At 71.2% G+C, this 19,925-nt stretch carries 16 protein-coding genes and 4 pseudogenes; 14 read left to right on the forward strand and 6 right to left on the reverse strand.

Translation table 11 applies throughout. The annotated features are described in order from the left end of the window. Positions 1 to 4: 4 nt before the first annotated feature. Entirely contained in the window at positions 5 to 1,027 is a 1,023-nt protein-coding gene (locus FY030_RS02630) for a 3-oxoacyl-ACP synthase III (protein ID WP_192498688.1), read from the reverse strand. A gap of 214 nt (positions 1,028 to 1,241) precedes the next feature. Here FY030_RS02630 and FY030_RS02635 point away from each other — a divergent pair, with 214 nt between their 5' ends. Beyond that, a complete protein-coding gene (locus FY030_RS02635; RefSeq protein WP_158060160.1) occupies positions 1,242 to 2,180 on the forward strand; it encodes a hypothetical protein in 939 nt (312 codons plus the stop codon). A 12-nt stretch (positions 2,181 to 2,192) separates the two neighbouring features. On the opposite strand, the gene msrA is transcribed toward FY030_RS02635, so the two are convergent. After that, positions 2,193 to 2,873, reverse strand: coding sequence for a peptide-methionine (S)-S-oxide reductase MsrA (gene msrA, locus FY030_RS02640; protein ID WP_158060161.1), 681 nt, complete (start codon positions 2,871 to 2,873; stop codon positions 2,193 to 2,195). Between the two features lie 196 nt (positions 2,874 to 3,069). On the opposite strand from msrA, the gene FY030_RS02645 reads away from it, so the two are divergent. Both FY030_RS02645 and greA read left to right on the forward strand, forming a co-directional pair. Beyond that, the gene (locus FY030_RS02645; protein ID WP_158060162.1) at positions 3,070 to 4,500 is read left to right on the forward strand and encodes a glutamate mutase L; all 1,431 of its coding nucleotides are present in this window, start codon (positions 3,070 to 3,072) and stop codon (positions 4,498 to 4,500) included. Positions 4,501 to 4,655: 155 nt separating this feature from the next. Continuing rightward, positions 4,656 to 5,150, forward strand: a complete 495-nt coding sequence (gene greA, locus FY030_RS02650; RefSeq protein ID WP_158060163.1) for a transcription elongation factor GreA — start codon at positions 4,656 to 4,658, stop codon at positions 5,148 to 5,150. A gap of 38 nt (positions 5,151 to 5,188) precedes the next feature. On the opposite strand, the gene FY030_RS02655 is transcribed toward greA, so the two are convergent. After that, entirely contained in the window at positions 5,189 to 5,662 is a 474-nt protein-coding gene (locus FY030_RS02655) for a DUF4307 domain-containing protein (RefSeq protein ID WP_192498689.1), read from the reverse strand. A gap of 118 nt (positions 5,663 to 5,780) precedes the next feature. On the opposite strand from FY030_RS02655, the gene mca reads away from it, so the two are divergent. Further along, positions 5,781 to 6,815 carry a mycothiol conjugate amidase Mca gene (mca, locus tag FY030_RS02660; RefSeq protein WP_158062593.1) on the forward strand — a complete coding sequence of 345 codons (1,035 nt, stop codon included), beginning with the start codon at positions 5,781 to 5,783 and terminating at the stop codon, positions 6,813 to 6,815. Continuing rightward, complete coding sequence (locus FY030_RS02665) at positions 6,812 to 7,132, forward strand: HAMP domain-containing protein (protein ID WP_158060165.1); 321 nt, start codon at positions 6,812 to 6,814, stop codon at positions 7,130 to 7,132. The genes mca and FY030_RS02665 overlap by 4 nt, the downstream gene beginning before the upstream one ends. Before the next feature lie 34 nt (positions 7,133 to 7,166). On the opposite strand, the pseudogene trhA reads toward FY030_RS02665, so the two are convergent. Then, positions 7,167 to 7,891 (reverse strand): annotated as a pseudogene (gene trhA, locus FY030_RS02670) (PAQR family membrane homeostasis protein TrhA). Between the two features lie 119 nt (positions 7,892 to 8,010). On the opposite strand from trhA, the pseudogene FY030_RS02675 reads away from it, so the two are divergent. From FY030_RS02675 to FY030_RS02685, 3 genes and pseudogenes are all read left to right on the forward strand, one after another. Beyond that, a pseudogene (locus FY030_RS02675) lies at positions 8,011 to 8,774 on the forward strand (isoprenyl transferase). A 345-nt stretch (positions 8,775 to 9,119) separates the two neighbouring features. Beyond that, positions 9,120 to 10,493, forward strand: coding sequence for a PhoH family protein (locus tag FY030_RS02680; protein WP_238348518.1), 1,374 nt, complete (start codon positions 9,120 to 9,122; stop codon positions 10,491 to 10,493). 243 nt (positions 10,494 to 10,736) lie between these two features. Next, complete coding sequence (locus FY030_RS02685) at positions 10,737 to 11,759, forward strand: aggregation-promoting factor C-terminal-like domain-containing protein (protein WP_158060166.1); 1,023 nt, start codon at positions 10,737 to 10,739, stop codon at positions 11,757 to 11,759. A gap of 60 nt (positions 11,760 to 11,819) precedes the next feature. On the opposite strand, the gene coaA is transcribed toward FY030_RS02685, so the two are convergent. Then, a complete protein-coding gene (gene coaA, locus FY030_RS02690) occupies positions 11,820 to 12,779 on the reverse strand; it encodes a type I pantothenate kinase (RefSeq protein WP_158060167.1) in 960 nt (319 codons plus the stop codon). 74 nt (positions 12,780 to 12,853) lie between these two features. On the opposite strand from coaA, the gene glmS reads away from it, so the two are divergent. The 6 genes and pseudogenes from glmS (at position 12,854) to FY030_RS02715 (ending at position 17,838) form a co-directional block, all read left to right on the forward strand. Then, on the forward strand, positions 12,854 to 14,713 hold the full coding sequence (gene glmS / locus FY030_RS02695) for a glutamine--fructose-6-phosphate transaminase (isomerizing) (RefSeq protein ID WP_158060168.1): 1,860 nt from the start codon (positions 12,854 to 12,856) through the stop codon (positions 14,711 to 14,713). 7 nt (positions 14,714 to 14,720) lie between these two features. Further along, the gene (locus FY030_RS02700) at positions 14,721 to 15,077 is read left to right on the forward strand and encodes a holo-ACP synthase (protein ID WP_158060169.1); all 357 of its coding nucleotides are present in this window, start codon (positions 14,721 to 14,723) and stop codon (positions 15,075 to 15,077) included. A gap of 77 nt (positions 15,078 to 15,154) precedes the next feature. Next, a pseudogene (locus tag FY030_RS17165) lies at positions 15,155 to 15,946 on the forward strand (NAD(P)H-hydrate epimerase); the annotation flags it as partial. 119 nt (positions 15,947 to 16,065) lie between these two features. Further along, positions 16,066 to 16,611, forward strand: a complete 546-nt coding sequence (locus FY030_RS17170) for an ADP-dependent NAD(P)H-hydrate dehydratase (protein WP_337692474.1) — start codon at positions 16,066 to 16,068, stop codon at positions 16,609 to 16,611. A 47-nt stretch (positions 16,612 to 16,658) separates the two neighbouring features. Beyond that, a complete protein-coding gene (locus FY030_RS02710) occupies positions 16,659 to 17,120 on the forward strand; it encodes a VOC family protein (RefSeq protein WP_158060170.1) in 462 nt (153 codons plus the stop codon). A 97-nt stretch (positions 17,121 to 17,217) separates the two neighbouring features. After that, the gene (locus FY030_RS02715) at positions 17,218 to 17,838 is read left to right on the forward strand and encodes a superoxide dismutase (protein WP_158060171.1); all 621 of its coding nucleotides are present in this window, start codon (positions 17,218 to 17,220) and stop codon (positions 17,836 to 17,838) included. A gap of 110 nt (positions 17,839 to 17,948) precedes the next feature. On the opposite strand, the pseudogene leuA reads toward FY030_RS02715, so the two are convergent. Further along, positions 17,949 to 19,642, reverse strand: a pseudogene (leuA, locus tag FY030_RS02720) (2-isopropylmalate synthase). Between the last annotated feature and the right edge of the window lie 283 nt (positions 19,643 to 19,925).

Raw genomic sequence — 19,925 nt, forward strand, 5'->3', positions numbered from 1 at the left:
CACCTCACCAATCGATCTCGACACAGGTCATGTTCAGGCCCGAGCCGATCCCCATCATCAGCACCCGGTCACCGTCGGTCAGGGAGTTGACCTCCTTGGCCAGGGTGATCGCGACCGCGGCCGGGCCCACGTTGCCGTAGGTCGGGAAGGTCAGCGGGATCCGGGACGGGTCCAGGCCGAGGGCCTCTGCGGTCCGGGAGGTGTGCACCTTGGAGACCTGGTGGACGATGTAGCGGTCCATGTCGGACCAGTCGAACTCCTTCGCGGCATCCGCCCACAGCTCCTTGGCCAGGCCCATGCCGGCCACCAGCAGCCCCTGGGCGTCGGTACGCATCTCGGTGAAGTCGCCCACGCACAGCTCGTGGTGCTGGGTCGCCGCCCGGGTGACCCCGCCGACGACGCGGTGACCGTCGGGGTGCTCGCTGGCCCGGCCGAGCAGCATGGCCGCAGCCCCGGAGCCCAGGGTCAGGGTGGCGAACTGGCTGGTGATGTCCTCCGCGGTCGCCTCCGGCGAGGACAGCCGGGCCAGGGTGCGCTCCTGCGGCGTGCGGGAGCCCTCGCCACAGACGATCAGGGCGTAGTCGATCTGGCCCGCGTCGATCATCGTCGCGGCCAGTTGCATGGCGTTGACGAAACCGAGGCAGGCGTTGGTGATGTCGAAGTTCAGGCAGCTGGTCGGCAGGTCGAGGTTCTTGTGCACCGAGACGGCGATGGACGGCTCGAGGTGCTCCCGGCTCACCGAGGTGTTGACCAGCAGGCCCACCTTGGCGGGGTCAACCTGCGCCTGCTCAAGGGCCGCGCGCGCGGCCTCGACCGCGCCGTCGACGAAGTTCTGGTCCTCCCGCCACCAACGGCGCTCCGTGATGCCGGCGAGCTTGGCGAGCATGCCGGGGCGCAGCGCGTTCCGGTCGTAGGACTCACCGATGATCTCGTCGAACTCGGCCGAGGTCTTGACCACGGGAGCGTCGACGGCGGTGACGGACAGCACCGCGGTGTCGTGATGCCGAAAGGTGGCGTTGCCGTTCAAGTGTGGGGACCTCGGGTGCTGGAGAGGGGCGGGGGAGAACGTCTCATTCGACCACATCCGCGGGCCGGGCAAGAACTGGAGCGGCACACGATCGGCCCGGCACACCCGATGAGGAACGGCCAGGGAGCAGGGGCCGTCCAGCCCGGTGTGCCACCATGAAGCCGCAACGGCGGCCCGGTCCGCGGGCCTTCTCGTGGGAAAAGGAGCAACTGACATGAGCACGACGCGCATGCGTCTGGGATCGCTCGTCACGGCGGGGGTGCTGACCCTCGGCCTGGCCGCCTGTGGCGGAGACGACGAGCCGGACACCACCACCCCGGCCAGCACGGTTGAGGAGGCCGGCACCGACGCGCAGGCTGGCACCGAGGACGAGGCCACCGCCACCGCCGAAAACACGGGCGAGCAGACGAGCGAGGCCGAGACGACCGAGTCCGAGACCACCGAGGCCGAGACCACCGAGGCGGAGACTGACGCCGGTGGTGCCACGGAGGGCGAGACGGTCCCCGTGGACGAGTTCCTCGCCATGCTGCAGGCACCGGGTGAGGACATGCTCTCCAGCTACACCATGTCCATGGACATGGAGGCGGAGGGTCAGCAGCTCACCATGGACGGCGCCGTCAACCTGTCCGAAGACGACACCCGGATGCGGATCACCATGGCGGTGCCCGAGATGGGCACCGTGGAGATGATCTACGCCGACGGCGACGCCTACATGACGGTCCCGGGTGTGACCCCGGAGGGTATGTACCTCCTGGCTCCCGCTGACCTGCTCGGTGACACCGCCGAGCTGGACGAGATCGACATCACCGCTCAGTGGGACGCCTGGGAGCAGGGCGCCCAGGAGGTCGTCTTCCTGGGGGAGGAGGACGTCGACGGAGAGCAGATGCGCCGTTACCAGGTGACCGTGGACGCCCAGGCCGCCCTTGCCGCGTCCGGCGAGGACGCAGCTGCCACCAGCCTGGGGCTGGAGGACGAGATCGTCTACGACGTCTGGGTCGACGGCGATGACCTCATGCGCAAGATGGTCTTCGACACCGGCGGTGAAACCGCGGAGATGCGGATGGACAACTGGGGTCAGGACCAGGACATCCAGGTCCCCGAGCCCGACCAGGTGATGGACATGGACGACCTGGGGACGGAGTCCGGGGGCTGACCCTGAGGAGCCCTAGCGCGGCGGGAGCACCTCGGTCTGGGCCGGGGTGCTTTCGCCGCTCGTGAGCAGGCCCACGGGGCAGCTGTAGCCGTTGGGGCCGTGGTTGCAGTACCCACCGGGGTTCTTCTGCAAGTACTGCTGGTGGTAGTCCTCCGCGTAGAAGAACTCACCGGCCTCCGCCGCCGGGCGCAGCTCGGTGACCACGGGAGCGTGACCGGCGGCGGTGAGGACCTGCTCGAAGGCGTCCCGGGTGGCGCGGGCGGCCTGCTCCTGCTCGGAGGTGGTCCAGAAGATCGCCGAACGGTACTGGCTGCCGACGTCGTTGCCCTGGCGGTTCAGCGTGGTGGGGTCGTGGTTCTCCCAGAACGCCTTGAGCAGCTGCTCCGGGTTGGTCTGCACCGGGTCGTAGGCGACCAGCACGGCCTCGGCGTGCCCGGTGGCGCCGGTGCAGACCTGCTCGTAGGTCGGGGACGGCAACGAGCCGCCCTGGTAGCCGACGGCTGTGGTGACCACGCCGGGGAGCTTCCAGAAGATCCGCTCGGCCCCCCAGAAGCAGCCCATGGCGACGGAGAGCACCTCGGTGCCCTCGGGCCACGGGCCCCGCATCGGGGTGCCCAAGACTAGGTGCCGCCCGGGGTCCGGGACGCCAGGAAGGGGCTCGGGGTGGCCGGGGGGCGTGGTGAAACTGTCCATCGCACCATTCTCCCACGCGCTGCTGGGAGTGTTCTGCCGCGCGACAAGATGCTCGTCGGGAGGACCACGTGGTCACCGGCGAGGGCCACGCACGGCCCGCGCGGCTGACGCCGGTGACCTCGGATCGACCCGCTGACGGATCGACCCGCTGATGCTGCTGCCCCCACGGTGTGGCACCTTGCCTGCCATGTCCGCCATGCCTGCCCCGCCTGTCGCGCCTGCCAGGTCCGGCACCACGCTCCTGGTCGACGTCGGGTCCACCTTCACCAAGGCCGCGCTGATCGATGATGAAGGATCGCTGCTGGCCAGGGCTGCCGTGCCGACCACCGTCGGGCCGGGCAGGGACGTGCTGGACGGCCTCGTGCAGGTGGCGGATGAGCTCGGATCCGGCACGAGGGCGCAGGTGCCGGACCCCCTTGGGGGCGACCGCGACCGGGTGCTGGTCTGCTCCAGCGCCGGCGGCGGGCTGCGGCTGGCCGTTGTCGGCTACGAGCGACAGGTCACCGCGGAAGCCGGGCACCGTGTGGGGCTCTCGGCCGGGGCCAAGGTCGTGCACGTGGCGTCCGGCCCGCTGAGTGTCGCCGACGTGGCGTCGCTGCGCGCCGCCCGCCCCGACGTCGTGCTGCTCGTCGGTGGCACCGACGGGGGCAACGCCGAGGTCTTCCTGCACAATGCCCGCCGGCTGGCCCGCTCCCGGGTCGGGGCCCCGGTCGTCGTCGCGGGCAACGCCCAGGCGCAGGAGGAGGCGGCCGCCGACCTCGAGTCGACGGGGCGACGGTTCATCCTCGCGCCCAACGTCCTGCCCCGGATCGGGGTGGTTGAGCCACTGGGTGCGCGGGCTGCCATCCGGCAGGTCTTCCTGCAGCACGTGATCGGCGGCAAGGGGCTGTCCCGTGGGCCCCGGTTCGCCCGTCTCGTCCGGGCCGCCACGCCCGACGCGGTGCTCGGCGGCGTCGAGGTCCTGGCCGCGGCGGCCGGTCAGGACGTCATGGTGATCGATGTCGGCGGGGCGACCACCGACGTCTACTCCGTGCTCGAGCCGCAGGGCGAGGACGCCGGGCTGCGCAAGCAGGTGGTTGCCCCCCTGTGGCACGCCCGGACCGTGGAAGGCGATCTGGGTATGCGGTGGGGCGCCCTCGGTGTGATCGAGGCGGCCCGCGCCGAGGGTCTGCTCGGCGAGGACGCACCGGCGCGGGAGCTCGCGTCCTGGGCGGAGCACGTGCTGGCGGAACCATCCGTCGTGCCCGCCGACGAGGCTGGGCGGGAGCTCGACCTGCGGCTGGCCACGCTGGCCGCCATCATCGCCGCCCGTCGCCACGGCCGGCCCGCCGGGCCGGGGGAGCCGACCCGTCCCCTGGCCGACGTCGGCCTGCTGCTCGGCTCCGGCGGGGTCCTGCGGCACGCGTCGGCGCCAGGCGCGCGCCAGGTGCTGGATCGGGTGCTTGCCGACCACGTGGGTGGGTGGCGCGCTCCGGCGCAGGCCAGGGCCGGTGTGGACACCGCATACCTCCTGCTGGCGGCGGGCCTGCTTGCGCCACTGCGGCCCGACCTCGCCGGGGCCGTCGTGGAGCCGCTCGTGGCCCCCGGGACAGCCGGATATTCGACGGGTGGCGGGGTCCCGGGCTAGGATCGGGGTATCAGCACGGTCCGGGCCAGCGTGGTCCGGACCTTGTCTTATCGGAGCCGCAGGGTGACCCGGCACGTCCGTGCGAGGGCCCGGCGGGTCCCTCGCGCGCCGGGGCGTCCTGCCCCGTCGCGCCCGCTTGACGAGGAGAGACCGACGTGACCGAGACCGCGAACACCGCCAGCTACCTGACCCAGGAGGCCTATGACCGCCTCCAGGCCGAGCTGTCCGCTCTTAAGGGCGAGGGTCGCACGGAGATCAGCCGGCGCATCGAAGCCGCCCGTGAGGAGGGTGACCTCAAGGAGAACGGCGGCTACCACGCCGCCAAGGAGGAGCAGGGCAAGATGGAGGCCCGCATCCGCCAGCTCGAGCACCTGCTGCAGCACGCCGTGGTCGGCACCGCCCCCGCCGACGACGGGATCGTCGAGCCCGGCATGGTGGTGACCGTCGAGATGTTCGGCGAGACCGAGACCTTCCTGCTCGGCTCGCGCGAGATCATCGACGAGGACACCCAGCTCCACGTCTACAGCGAGAAGTCGCCCCTGGGTGCTGCCCTCCTCGGAGCCAAGCGCGGCGACCAGGTGTCCTACGCCGCGCCCAACGGCAAGCAGATCGAGGTCAAGGTCGTCAAGGCCAAGCCCTACCGCGCCTGAGCCCTATATGACCCGGCTAGGACCCGGCGAGGCCGCCCCTAGCGACGCGGCGGCTCGTCGGAGTACCAGCAGGCGTCGACGTAGCCGGTCCGCGGCGGGGACGCCGAGCGCACGCTGAGCACGTGCCGGCTGGGTGAGCTCTGCGCGGGCCCGATCTCGACGTCTGCCCGCCCGACGACGGCGTTGCGCTCGTCGCGGGCCTCGATCCGGCAGGTCACCGCCCGCTCGGGATCCCGCTGCAGGTCCAGCCGCACGTCGACCTGGTCCTCGGCCACGAGGTCATGCCCGGTGTAGGTCCAGTGCACCCGCCCCACCGTCGCGGACAGGCCCCAGATGACGGCCATCACCACCATGATCGCCACCGCAGTGCCGCCGAAGATCCACCAGCGACGGGCGTTCGGCTGCCGCGCAGGGCGGGCGGCCTCGACCGCCTCCTCCTCGGCGTCCCAGTCCACGACCGGGTCGGCCTCGTCGCTGCGCTGATGGTGCTCGGTGGGGGGTGGGGTGGTCACGTGAGGGGCTCCGGCAGTGAGAAGATGGGCGGGTGCCTGCGGCAGGCCGCGGCACATCCACCATTGTCCACGAAGGAGCCCCGTGACCACCACGAGCCCGGGAGCCGGCCTGCGTCTGATGGCCGTGCACGCCCATCCCGACGACGAGTCCAGCAAGGGTGCGGCCACCACGGCCCGCTACGTCGCCGAAGGTGTGCAGGTCCGCGTGGTGTCATGCACCGGGGGAGAGCGTGGGGACATCCTCAACGACAAGCTCAAGGGTGACCCGCAGATCCAGCGGGACATCAGCCACGTCCGCCGGGAGGAGATGGCGGCGGCCGCCGAGATCCTCGGGGTGAGCCACACCTGGCTGGGCTTCGTCGACTCGGGCCTGCCCGAGGGTGACCCGCTGCCCCCGCTGCCGGAGGGTTGCTTCGCGCTGGAGCCGCTGGGGGTCACCACCGAGGCCCTGGTCCGGGTGATCCGCGAGTTCCGCCCGCACGTGCTGACCACCTACGACGAGAACGGCGGCTACCCGCACCCCGACCACGTCATGACCCACACGGTGACGATGGCGGCGTTTGAGGCGGCCGGTGACCCGACGGCATACCCCCACGCCGGTGAGCCGTGGCAGCCGCTGAAGGTCTACTACAACAGTTGGTCGCCCGAGCGCATGGAGCGCATCGACGAGGCGATGGTGCAGGCGGGGCACGAGGCGCCCTTCGCCGACTGGCGCGCCAACCTGGCCCGTCGCCCCCGCCGCGTGGTGAGCACCCGGGTGCCCTGCGGTGAGCACTTCCCGGTCCGGGACGACGCCCTGCGGGCGCATGCCACCCAGGTAGACCCGGACGGCTTCTGGTTCCGCGTGCCGATGGAGATCCAGCAGCGGGTCTGGCCCACCGAGGACTTCGAGTTGGCCCGCTCCCTAGTCGAGGCGCACCTGCCCGAGGAGGACCTGTTCGCCGGGCTGCGCGAGCTCGCCGACGCGGGCGAGCTGGACGAGGTATGCCGTCGCCGCCACGAGCGCGACGAGCACGGTGCCCTCGTGGTGCAGCATCGCGGCGCACCGCCCCTGCCCCCGGAGGGCAAGGACGAGTCGCGCTCCACCGAGCCGGTCGACGGTGACGGCGACGGCACGGACGAGATGCGCGAGAAGGAAGGCCACTCCGAATGATCGTCGACCTGACCCTCACCGCCGCGTCCGGGGCCGATGAAGAGTCGACCACGACTGTGCCGACGCCGCAGAACCCGGCACCGGGGATGTCCGACGAATCCACCGCGGTCACCGCGGGCTTGGGCGGCTTTCTCGTCGTCTTCGCGATGGGACTGGCCGTGTGGGTGCTCGGCCGCGACTTGACCCGGCGGCTGCGGCGGATGAACCGCGCGGAGCAGCAGCGGGCCGACGGGCAGCAGGACTCGGCGAAGGACACAGCCGCCGCGGCAAGCCAGCGTCGCCCGTCAGAGCCGGTGGACAGGGACCCGCTCGCCTAGGCCCGAGGCAGCCTCGCCCCGAGGGAGGGTTCGCCTAGTTTTCTAGGACCATGAGTAGGGCCGCCGTCCAGTGCGCCCCGAAGGCAGCCACCGTGAAGGCGTGGAAGATCTCGTGGAAGCCGAACCAGCGCGGGGAGGGGTTGGGCCGCTTGAGGCCGTAAACCACCGCGCCCAGGGTGTAGAGCAGCCCGCCGGCGGCCAGCAGCAGCACCACAGCCGGCCCCCCGTGCGCCAGAAATCGGGCAGGTAGAAGACCGCGACCCACCCCAGGGCGATGTAGACGACCGTGTAGAGCCACCGTGGCGCAGTGACCCAGAACACCCGGAAGGCCACCCCCGCCAGCGCCCCTGACCAGATCACCCACAGCAGCATGGTCCGCTGTCCACCCTCCAGCAGCAGCACCGCGAACGGGGTGTGGGTGCCGGCGATGATCAGGAAGATGTTGGCGTGGTCCCACCGCTTGAGTGCGGCGGACGTGCCCGGGCTCCAGTTGCCCCGGTGGTACACGGCCGAGGTGGCGAAGAGCAGGACACCGGTCAGGGCGAAGACCGTGGTCGAGACGCGGGCCGGGGTGCTGCCGGCGAGCGCGACCAGGACGATGCCCGCGGCCAGCGACAGCGGGACCATGCCGAGGTGCAGCCAGCCGCGCAGGTGCGGCTTGGCCTGCTCGACCAGTGCCCCCAGCGACTCCTGCGCTCCGCTGACGACGTCCCCCACGGAAGAGGCGGAGGAATGGTGGGGGTGCCGGTGGTGCGTCATACCCGTCAGCCTAACTTACGGGACCGTAGGTTACGAGCCCGTAAGTTTTCGCAACCGCGGCCCGAACACCCGCGGGGAGGTCACCTGTCCGGGTGGGCAGGACGCAGTAGGTTTGCCGTATGCAGTCGCCGCGGGACCTGGTCTACAAGGCCTATACCTCCTCGCTCCGCCGCAACCTCCCCCCGAGGCGTTGCCGCGGCACGTCGGCGTCATGCTGGACGGCAATAGGCGGTGGGCCCGGCAGCGCGGGGCGGAGTCGGCCGAGGGGCACCGGGCGGGGGCGGAGAACATTGCGCCCTTCCTGGGGTGGTGCGAGGAGTCCGGGATCGAGGTCGTCACCCTGTGGCTGCTGTCCACCGACAACCTCAACCGCCCCACGGCCGAGCTGGAGCCGCTGCTGAGGATCATCGAGCAGGTGGTCACCGACCTCGCGGCCGCCCGTCGCTGGCAGGTGCGGGTCGTTGGGGCCCTCGACCTGCTGCCCGAGGTCACCGCACAGTGTCTCTCCGACGCGGCCGCCACGACCGACGGTGTGGACGGGCTGGTGGTCAACGTGGCCATCGGGTACGGCGGGCGACGGGAGATCGCCGACGCGGTCCGCTCCCTGCTGCGCTCCGCCCGCGAGCGGGGCCAGACGCTGGAGGAGCTGGCTGCGACGGTCACCGTGGAGGACATCGCCGACCACCTCTACACCCGCGGTCAGCCCGACCCCGACCTGGTGATCCGCACCTCCGGGGAGCAACGGCTCGGCGGTTTCCTGCTCTGGCAGAGCGCGCACAGCGAGTTCTACTTCTGCGAGGCATACTGGCCCGACTTCCGCCAGGTCGACTTCCTCCGAGCGCTGCGGGCGTATGCCGAGCGCGAGCGCCGGTTCGGCACCTGACCCAAGGTCATGACGCGGTCCCGACGGTCGGCTGTGCACCGGGTCCGCCAGGCTCCCTGACCGGCATCCCTCCAGCTCGCCCCCGCCTCCGCTGCCCGCCACCTTCGAATTCACCAAGCGTCCACGCCCTCGTCGCCGTGTCGCGGTGGCATCGGGGGGCGTGGGGCCTACCGTCGGAGGTGACGCGGGACAGCCCCGTCCCGCCTCTCGGGAGGCCCACCACATGGAGCTCAGGCTCGCAGGCGGAGGGCCGGCACCGGCCCGTCGCCGTCGTGGCGGGACGCGGTCCCGGTCCATCCACCGCCACGACGCGGAGCAGCCGCGCGTGTCAGCCAGGGAGTGAGCATGACCACCAGCCCCCAGAGCCGCGTGATCCAGAACCTCTCGCAGGACGGGTTCGGCCTGCACGCACTGCCTGACACCGGACGCAAGACCTACGTGCTAGACACCTCGGTCCTCCTGTCCGACCCGCACGCCCTCCTGAGGTTCGCCGAGCACGCCGTCGTGCTCCCGGTCGTGGTCATCACCGAACTGGAGGCCAAGCGGCACCACCCCGAGCTCGGCTACTTCGCCCGGCAGGCGCTACGGATGCTCGACGACCTGCGCGTCCAGCACGGCACCCTCAGCGAGCCGGTGCCGGTGGGCCAGGCGGGCGGCAGCGTCCACGTCGAGCTCAACCACACCGACCCGACGTCCCTGCCGGCGGGCTTCCGCCTCGGCGACAACGACACCCGCATCCTCGCGGTGGCCAAGAACCTGTCGGCCGAGGGCCACGACGTGTGCGTGGTGAGCAAGGATCTGCCGATGCGGGTCAAGGCCTCGGCGGTGGGCCTGGACGCCGAGGAGTACCGCGCCGAGCTAGCGGTGGACAGCGGCTGGACCGGCATGTCCGAGCTCGAGGTCGGCGACGAGCAGATGCAGCAGCTCTACCAGACCGGGCGGCTGGAGCACCCGGCCGTTCGGGACCTTCTGACCCACACCGGCCTCACCGTGCTGGGCCCCTCCGGCAGCGCCTTGGGGCGGGTCGGGGCCGACCACACCGTGCGGCTGGTCCGGGGGGACCGGGACGCCTTCGGTCTGCACGGTCGGTCGGCCGAGCAGCGGATCGCCCTGGACCTGCTGCTCGACCCCGACGTGGGGATCGTCAGCCTGGGCGGGCGGGCCGGCACCGGCAAGAGCGCCCTGGCGCTGTGCGCCGGTCTGGAGGCCGTCATGGAGCGGCGCCAGCACCGCAAGGTCATCGTCTTCCGCCCCCTGTATGCCGTGGGCGGCCAGGAGCTCGGGTACTTGCCCGGCTCCGAGAACGACAAGATGGGCCCCTGGGCGCAGGCCGTCTTCGACACCCTGGGGGCGGTGGTCTCCACCGAGGTGGTGGAGGAGATCCTCGACCGGGACATGCTCGAGGTGCTCCCGTTGACCCACATCCGGGGTCGCTCCCTGCACGATGCCTTCGTCATCGTCGACGAGGCACAGAGCCTGGAGCGCAATGTGCTGCTCACTGTGCTGTCCCGGATCGGGCAGAGCTCCCGGGTGGTGCTCACCCACGACGTGGCCCAGCGCGACAACCTGCGGGTCGGTCGGCACGACGGGGTCGCGGCGGTGATCGAGGCGCTCAAGGGTCACCCGCTCTTCGCCCACGTCACCCTGACCCGCAGCGAGCGCAGCCCGATCGCGGCCCTGGTCACCGAGATGCTGGAGGGTCAGCACGGGCTGTTGTAATTTCCTGTGAACAATGAGGCGGCCGACCTGCTCTGACGCAAGGCGACGGGCGCTCAGCCGCCGTGTGACGTTCGCCACTCCTGCCCGCGAGGAGTTGACCTTCGGCGTCGAGGTTGGCACCGTGGGAGTGCTTGATCACGATTTGGTAACGCCGCCACGTCCCCCCAGGCTCCCCTGACTTCCCTGTCCCCTGACAAGGTCTGGCCGGTGGCGTGCCCAGTCCCGTAGAACAGGAACCGTCCCATGAACGATGCCCATTCCGTTGAGCCCACCAGTCAGCGCTCTCGCCGCGTGTCCCCCGTGGCCACCGCGCTGACCGCGACCATCGCCGCCGGCTCACTGGCGCTGGCCACCTACGCCGTCACCTCGACCGCGGTGGCCCCCGCCGTGGACCGCACCGCAGGTCTTGAGGCCAGCGTCAGCCAGGTCGCCCCGAACGTGGCTGCCGACGCGGTCGCCGCGCTCAGCCAGACCGTCGCCACCGACGCCTCCGGGGTATTCGCTGAGGCGCGTGCGATGCGGGCGGAGCAGGCCGGCGAGGCCTTCGGTGCCTCCCTGGGGCTGCGCGGTGAGGGTGTCTCCGCCGTCCAGGCCCAGAACGAGGCCATCCGCGAGCGCAAGGCTCAGGAGGCCGCGGCTGAGCGCGCTGCCGAGCAGGAGGCAGCTGCCGAGCAGGCTGCGGCTGAGCGCGCTGTTGCTGAGGAGGCTGCTGCCGAGCAGGCTGCGGCTGAGCGCGCTGTTGCTGAGGAGGCTGCTGCCGAGCAGGCTGCGGCTGAGCGCGCTGCGGCCGAGCAGGCCGCTGCCCGCGACGCCCAGCGTCCGCCCGCACCACAACCGGCTCCCCAGCCGGCGCCCCAGCCCGCTCCGCAGCCGGCGCCGCAGCCCGCTCCGCAGCCGGCGCCCCAGCCCGCCCCGCAGCCGGCGCCCCAGCCCGAGCCCCCGGCACCGGCCCCGCCCTCGAACCCGGGCGGCAACCGCGGCGTCGCCCAGGGCATGCTCGGCAGCTACGGCTGGGGCATGGACCAGTGGAGCTGCCTGGACTCGCTGTGGCAGAAGGAGTCCGGCTGGAGCCACACGGCCACCAACCCCAGCTCCGGTGCCTACGGCATCCCGCAGTCGCTGCCGGCCAGCAAGATGGCCTCCGCCGGAGCCGACTGGCAGACCAACCCCGCCACCCAGATCGCCTGGGGCCTGGGCTACATCCAGGGTCGCTACGGCAGCCCGTGCAGCGCCTGGGCGCACTCGCAGGCCCACAACTGGTACTGATCCCCCGAGGTCTGCACGTCCGAGGACCCCGTTTCGCCCGCGCTGGCCCTCTTCTGGCCCCTACAGTCGGCGCAGTCGCACCCGGTCCACCGTGTGGTCGGCTCCCTTGAGCAGCACGAGGGTGGCCCGGCTGCGGGTTGGCAGGATATTCTCCACCAGGTTGGGGGCATTGATCGAGTCCCAGATGTTCTCGGCGATGTCGGTTGCGGCGTCGTCCTCGAGCGAGGCGTAGCGGTGGAAGTGCGACTCCGGGTCGGCGAAGGCGGTGCGGCGCAGCTCCAGGAAGCGGTCGACATACCAGCGCTTGATGTTGCCCACGTGCGCGTCGACGTAGACGGAGAAGTCGAAGAAGTCGCTGACCGCTAGCCCGGCCCCGCCGTTCTCCTGGGCCCGCGGTGGCTGCAGCACGTTCAGCCCTTCGACCACGAGGACATCGGGACGGCGCACCACGGTGCGCTCGCCGGGCAGGATGTCGTAGAGCAGGTGGCTGTAGACCGGGGCGCTCACCTCGGACTTGCCCGCCTTGACCTCGGCGACGAACCGCAGCAGCGCACGCCGGTCGTAGGACTCGGGGAAGCCCTTGCGGGCCGTGAGGTTGCGACGCTGCAGGACCGCGTTGGGGTAGAGGAAGCCGTCGGTGGTCACCAGCTCGACCTGGGGGCGGGAGTCCCACCGGCGGATCAGCTCGGCCAGGATGCGCGCCGTGGTGGACTTGCCCACCGCCACCGACCCGGCCACCCCGACGATGAACGGGGTGCGCTGGTTGCGCTCGCCGAGGAACTCGCTGGTGATGCGGTGCAGCCGACCCACTTCCTGCTCGTAGAAGGACAGCAGTCGGCTGATCGGCAGGTAGACCTGCTCCACCTCGGCCAGGTCCAACCGGTCACCCAGGCCCCGCAGCCGTTCGACGTCAGCGGCGTCCAGGTGCATCGGGTGCTCCTCCCGCAGCCGCGCCCAGTCACCCCGGTCGAGCTCGACGTAGGGCGAGGGGATGCTGGCGCCATTGCCGTGGGAAACCATGGGCGGCATTCTGCCAAGCCGCCGACCCGCGTCGTGGGCCGGGATCCGGCTCGCGGGCCGTATCCTTGGTGACCATGTGTGGAATCGTCGGATATGTCGGAGCCGAGCGTGGCGAGAAGGCCCTCAACGTCGTGATGGAGGGCCTGACCCGCCTGGAGTACCGCGGCTACGACTCCGCGGGCATCGCAGCGGTCGGTGAGGGAGCCGTCGAGACCCGCAAGCGGGCCGGCAAGCTGGCCAACCTGGTCACCGCCCTGGGCGACGCCCCGCTGCCGGAGACCAGCACCGCGATCGGGCACACTCGGTGGGCCACCCACGGCGGCCCCACCGACCAGAATGCCCATCCCCACCGCGGGGGGTTGGACGGAAAGCTGGCGGTCGTCCACAACGGGATCATCGAGAACTTTCACGCCCTGAAGCAGCAGCTGCAGGGCCGGGGCGTCACCTTCACCTCCGAGACGGACACCGAGGTGGTGGCCCACCTGCTCAGCGAGGCCTATGGCCGCACTCCCGACCTCACCCAGGCGATGCGTGAGGTGGTCAACATTCTGGAGGGCGCCTTCACCCTGCTGGCCGTCCACGCAGACCAGCCGGATGTCGTCGTCGGCGCCCGCCGCAACAGCCCGCTGGTGGTCGGGCTCGGCGAGGGCGAGAACTTCCTAGGCTCCGACGTCGCCGCCTTCATCGGCTACACCAAGCAGGCTATGGAGCTGGCGCAGGACCAGATCGTCACCATCACCCCGGAGGGCTATGAGGTGATGAACTTCGACGGCTCGCCGAGTGACGGCAAGGTCTACGAGGTCACCTGGGACGCCGCCGCGGCGGAGAAGAGCGGCTACGACACCTTCATGGAGAAGGAGATCCACGAGCAGCCCAAGGCGGTGCACGACACCCTGCTGGGCCGCACCGACGCCGAGGGCCGGCTCACGCTGGACGAGGTGCACATCGACGTCGAGGAGCTGCGGGCCGTCACCAAGATCGTCATCGTGGCCTGCGGCACCGCCTCTTACGCCGGGATGGTCGCCAAGTACGCCATTGAGCGCTGGGCCCGGATCCCGGTCGAGATCGAGCTCGCGCACGAGTTCCGCTACCGCGACCCGGTCGTCGGCGAGCACACCCTCGTCGTGTCGATCTCCCAGTCCGGGGAGACCATGGACACCCTGATGGCCGTCCGACACGCCAAGGCGCTGGGTGCCAAGACCATCTCGATCTGCAACACCCACGGCTCGACCATCCCGCGGGAGTCCGACGCGGTCCTCTACACCCACGCCGGCCCGGAGATCGCGGTCGCCTCGACCAAGGCCTTCCTGGCCCAGATCACCTCCTCCTACATCCTGGGCCTCTACCTGGCCTCCCTCCAGGGCGGGATCTCGGAGCAGGCCGCGCACGGGGTGATGGCCGAGCTGCAGGAGATCCCGCTGCAGATCGAGACCCTGCTCCGCAGCATGGACCGGGTCAAGGAGATCGCCTACTTCATGGCCGACTCCCGGGCCGTGCTCTTCCTGGGCCGGCACGTCGGCTACCCGATCGCGATGGAGGGCGCGCTGAAGCTCAAGGAGCTGGCCTACATCCACGCGGAGGGCTTCGCCGCCGGCGAGCTCAAGCACGGGCCCATCGCGCTGATCGAGCCCGGCCTGCCGGTCTTTGTCATCGTGCCCTCCCCGGACAGCGAGCACGGCCTGCACAGCAAGGTCGTCTCCAACATCCAGGAGATCCGCGCCCGCGGGGCCCGCACGCTGGTCATCGCCGAGGAGGGGGACGAAGACGTCGTCCCCTTCGCCGACGAGGTGATCCGGGTGCCGCGGACCTCCCCCCTGCTGGCTCCCCTGCTCACCGTCGTGCCCCTGCAGGTGTTCGCCCTGCACCTGTCCACGGCCAAGGGTCTCGACGTGGACCAGCCCCGCAACCTGGCCAAGTCGGTCACCGTCGAGTGATGACGCGATGATCGTCGGCGTCGGGATCGACGTGGTCGACATCGCCCGGTTCAGCGCGCGCCTGGAGGCCAACCCCCGCTTGGGTCCGCGTCTTTTCACGCCGCAGGAGCTGGGGCTGCGGCCGCAGTCCCTGGCCGCGCGGTTCGCCGCCAAGGAAGCCCTGGCCAAGGCGCTGGGGGCGCCCGTGGGCCTGCACTGGACCGACGCGACCGTCATCCGCGATCCGGACGGACGACCGCGGCTGCAGGTCGAGGGGACCGTCGCCGCCCGGGCGGAAGAGCTCGGTGTCGCCCGGTTCCACCTCTCGCTGTCCCACGACGCGGGTATCGCCTCGGCCGTCGTGGTCGCCGAGGGGGAGGGCTGATGCTGCGCGGGTATGCCGTGCCCGCCGTCCGAGAGGCCGAGGACCGGGTGCGGACCGGGCTGGCCGACGGGGAGCTGATGCTCCGCGCGGCGCGGGGGCTGACGGAGGTGGCCCGGGTGCGCGCCCGGCAGCAGGGTGCAGGCCGGATCGTGGCGCTCGCCGGGCCGGGGGACAACGGGGGTGACGCCCTGCATGCCGCGGCCCTGCTCGCCCGGACGCACCCGGTCGCCGTGGTCGGCGTCGCCACCCGCCTGCACGAGGGGGGCCTGGCCGCGGCCCAGGAGGCCGGCCTCGAGGTCCACCGCGTCGACCCTGACGCCGACCAGCTGCCCGCGAGCGTGCTCGCCGTGCTCGCGGAGGCGGACCTGGTCCTCGACGGGCTGCTCGGCATCGGGGGTCGGCCTGGTCTGCGCGGCGCGATGGACCTGGCGGTCGCGGCGGTGCCGGACACGGCCTACCTGCTGAGCGTTGATCTGCCCAGCGGCGCCGACCCCGAGGGGCGGGAACGGCCGGCCCGGATGGTCTTCGCCGACGAGACGGTGACTTTCGGCATGCTCAAACCGGTGCACCTGCTGCCCGCCACCGAGCCCGCGGTCGGCACCCTGACGGTGGTCGATATCGGTGTGGAGATGGCCGTGACCCCCGTGGTGGAGCGGCTGGAGCACGCCGACGTCGCCGAAATGTGGCCGGTGCCGGCCACCCATGACCACAAGTACACCCGTGGGGTGGTCAGTGTCGTCGCCGGCAGCGAGGCCTACCCGGGGGCCGCGGTGCTGACCACCACCGCCGCGGTGGAGGCCGGCGCCGGCATGGTGCGCTACCTGGGGCCCCGGCGGGCCGAGGACCTCGTGATCGCCGCCTGCCCCGAGGTGGTGCCCGGGGAAGGACAGGCCCAGGCGCTCGTCGTGGGCCCGGGGATCCCGCGCCGGGGGGTGACGACGACCCGGGCCGTGAGGACCCGGGCCGCGAGGACCCCCAGACCGCCAGGGTGCTCGAGACCTTTGGCGCCGCGCTGCCCCTCGTCGTGGACGCGGGCGCCCTCGAGCTGTTTGCGACCTGGATCCGCCAGGGCAACCGGCGACCGAGCACCGGCCGCCCTCCTGCTCCCTTCCCGACCCTGCTCACCCCGCACGCTGGCGAGGCGGCCCGGATGTGCACGCAGCTGGGCGCGTCGACGACGCGGGCGCAGGTCGAGGCGGACCCGGTCGGCACGGCCCGGTGGCTGGCGGGGCGCACCGGGGCCACCGTGCTGCTCAAGGGCGCGGCCACGCTGGTCGTCCCGCACGACCAGGAGGCGCCGCTGCGGGTGCAGACCGATGCTCCGGCCTGGCTGGCCACGGCGGGGGCCGGGGACGTCCTGGCCGGGTTGGCGGGCACGCTCCTGGCCGCCGGGTGCTCCGCCCCGGACGCCGGCGCGCTGGCCGCACTGGTCCACGGCGTGGCTGCCGACCGGGCCAACCCCGGTGGCCCGGTGCGCGCGCTCGCGGTCGCGCACGCCATACCGGAGGCCATAGCCCACCTGTTGCGCCGCTGACCAGGGGCCCCGGGCCGTGGGCGGCGGCCGACGGCTAGGGTCGAGTCATGGATCAGCGTCTGTCCCTCGTCACCCTCGGTGTGCAGGACCTCGACCGGGCGCGGGCGTTCTACACCGCGCTCGGCTGGGAGCCGGGACCCTCGCCGGAGCACATCGTCTTCTTCCAGGCCGGCGGCATGGTCGTCGCGCTGTGGGAGCGGGCCGCGCTCGGCGTGGACTCCGGGATCGACCTCGGTGAGGGCGAGGGCGAGGACACCCCGGGCAGCGGCGACGGCTGGGGTGGCATCAACCTGGGCCTGAACCTGACCAGCGCCGCCGACGTCGATGAGCAGATGTCGCAGGCCCACGACGTCGGCGCCACGATCCTGCGCCAGCCCGGCAACCGCTATTGGGGTGGCTACTCCGGCGTCTTCGCCGACCCGGACGGCCACGTCTGGGAGATCGCCTACAACCCCTACTGGAGCGTCTCCGAGGACGGCCTGACCCTGCTGGGGGACGGCCGCGGCTGACACCTCCGGGGTGGCCTGCGCTTGCGCCTGCCGTGACCCCGGGGAGACAGTGGACACATCGCCCGCCCATCGAACACCAACACATCAGGAGGAACCAGTGACCTACACGCTGCCCGATCTTCCCTACGACTACGCTGCTCTCGAGCCCGCCATCTCCGGCGAGATCATGGAGCTGCACCACAGCAAGCACCACAAGACCTACGTGGACGGCGCCAACACCGCCCTGGAGAAGATGGCCCAGGCGCGCGAGACGGGCGACTTCGCCGCCATCACCATGCTGTCCAAGAACCTGGCCTTCCACCTGGGCGGCCACACGAACCACTCGGTGTTCTGGACGAACATGTCCCCGGACGGCGGTGACCGGCCCGAGGGTGAGGTGGCCGCGGGCATCGCCGAGTTCTTCGGCAGCTTCGAGGGCTTTCAGGGTCAGTTCGAGGCCAACGCCAACACCCTGCAGGGTTCGGGCTGGGCCTACCTGACCTGGGACCCGGTGGCCCAGCGGATGCTGATCGGCCAGCTCTACGACCAGCAGGGGAATGTGCCGGTCGGTCAGGTGCCGCTGCTGATGCTCGACATGTGGGAGCACGCCTACTACCTGCAGTACAAGAACGTCAAGGCCGACTACGTCAAGGCCTGGTGGAACGTCGTGAACTGGGCTGACGTGGCCCGCCGCCTGGAGAAGGCCCGCTCGGCCACCTCCGGGCTCCTCGTTCCCTGACGCATATCGGCTGATCGTGCGTTCACGCACGACCGGTTGATCCCCCAGCACCGCCCCGGCCGTCCGGCCGGGGCGGTGCCGCGTCTCCTCCGCAGGCGGGAGGGCGGCGCTCAGGAACGGTGCCGCGGCCGGTTGACGGCGCTGTTCACCGCCTGCAGGGCGGCGGTCACCGTGCTGGGATGGATACCGACCCCCCAGCGGACCTCCCCGTCGACGGCACACTCGACGTAGGCCGCGGCCAGGGCGTCGGAGCCCGAGCTCAGCGCGTGCTCCTGGTAGTCGAGCACCCGGACATCGACACCCTGCGCGCCCAGGGCGTCGGTGTAGGCCGCGATGGGTCCGTTGCCCGTGCCGGTCACCTGCCGCGCGGCTCCGTCGATGCTGATCCGCGCCTCGATCCGGTCGCGGTCGTGCGTGTCGTCGTGGGTGACCGTGTAGTCCGTGCCGAGGACGGGGCCGGCCTCGTGCAGGTACTCCTGCTGGAAGGCCGCCCAGATCTGGGCCGGGGTCATCTCCCCGCCGTCGGTGTCGGTCCGCCGCTGCACGGCCCCGCTGAACTCGATCTGCAGCCGCCGGGGCAGGTCCAGCTTGTGCTCGGTCTTGATCACATAGGCCACACCGCCCTTGCCGGACTGGCTGTTGACCCGGATGACCGCCTCGTAGGTGCGCCCGATGTCCTTGGGGTCGACCGGCAGGTAGGGCACCTCCCAGCCGAACTGCTCGACGGGCACGCCCGCCGCCACGGCATCCCGCTCCAGCGCCTCCAGGCCCTTCTTGATCGCGTCCTGGTGGCTGCCGGAGAAGGCGGTGAAGACCAGGTCGCCACCGTAGGGGTGACGCTCCGGCACCGGCAGCTGGTTGCAGTGCTCGACCGTGCGGCGGACCTCGTCGATGTCGGAGAAGTCGATCTGCGGGTCCACACCCTGCACGAACAGGTTCATCCCCAGGGTGACCAGGCAGACGTTCCCGGTGCGCTCGCCGTTGCCGAAAAGGCAGCCTTCGACCCGGTCGGCGCCGGCCAGGTAGCCCAGCTCCGCGGCGGCCACGCCCGTCCCGCGATCGTTGTGCGGGTGCAGGGAGAGGATGACGTTCTCCCGGTGGTTCAGGTGCCGGCTCATCCACTCGATGGAGTCGGCATACACATTGGGGGTGGCCATCTCCACCGTCGCCGGCAGGTTGATGATGACCGGCTTGTCGGGCGTGGGGACGAAGACCTCCATGACCGCGTTGCAGACCCGCACCGCATACTCCAGCTCGGTGCCGGTGTAGGACTCGGGGGAGTACTGGTAGTAGATCTCGGTCTCCGGGTGGCGGGCCCGCATCACCTCCTCGTACTTCTTGCAGGTGCGGGCGCCCTGCACGGCGATGTCGACGATCTCGTCCTCGCTGGCGTCGAAGACGACCCGCCGTTGCAGGGTGGAGGTGGAGTTGTAGAGGTGCACGATCACCTGCGTGGCCCCGGCGATCGCTTCGTAGGTGCGCTCGATCAGGTGCTCCCGCGCCTGGGTCAGCACCTGGATGACCACGTCGTCCGGGATCAGGTTCTCCTCGATGAGCATCCGGACGAAGTCGTAGTCGGTCTGGCTGGCTGCGGGGAAGCCGACCTCGATCTCCTTGTAGCCCATCCGCACCAGCAGCTGGAACATCCGCTTCTTGCGCTCGGGGTCATCGGGTCGATGAGCGCCTGGTTGCCGTCCCGCAGGTCGACGGCGCACCAGCGTGGGGCCTGGGTGATGGTGCGGCCCGGCCAGGTGCGGTCGGGCAGGTCGACGGCAGGGTATGGGGCATAGCGGCCGACCGGCATGCCGCTGGGCTGCTGGGGGTTGCGTCGGACGACGTGGCTCTGGGGGACCTGCGTGCGGGCGTCGGCGGGCGGGGCTGGGGTGATGATGCTCAAGGGTCTGGCTCTTCCTCGCTGGTCAGGGTGACGGTCCGCTGATGGACAGCAGAACTCCGCAGCGAGGGCCGGACCTAGGAGGTCTCGCTGCGGCGTCGAAGGAGGAGCAGAGCAGTCATTGGCTCGCACCCTACCCGCTCCGGGTGACCCTGCGTCAACGTGGTCCTTGTCACACGCAGCGGATGGGACC

The sequence above is a fragment of the Ornithinimicrobium pratense genome, from assembly GCF_008843165.1.
Taxonomy (GTDB): domain Bacteria; phylum Actinomycetota; class Actinomycetes; order Actinomycetales; family Dermatophilaceae; genus Ornithinicoccus; species Ornithinicoccus pratensis.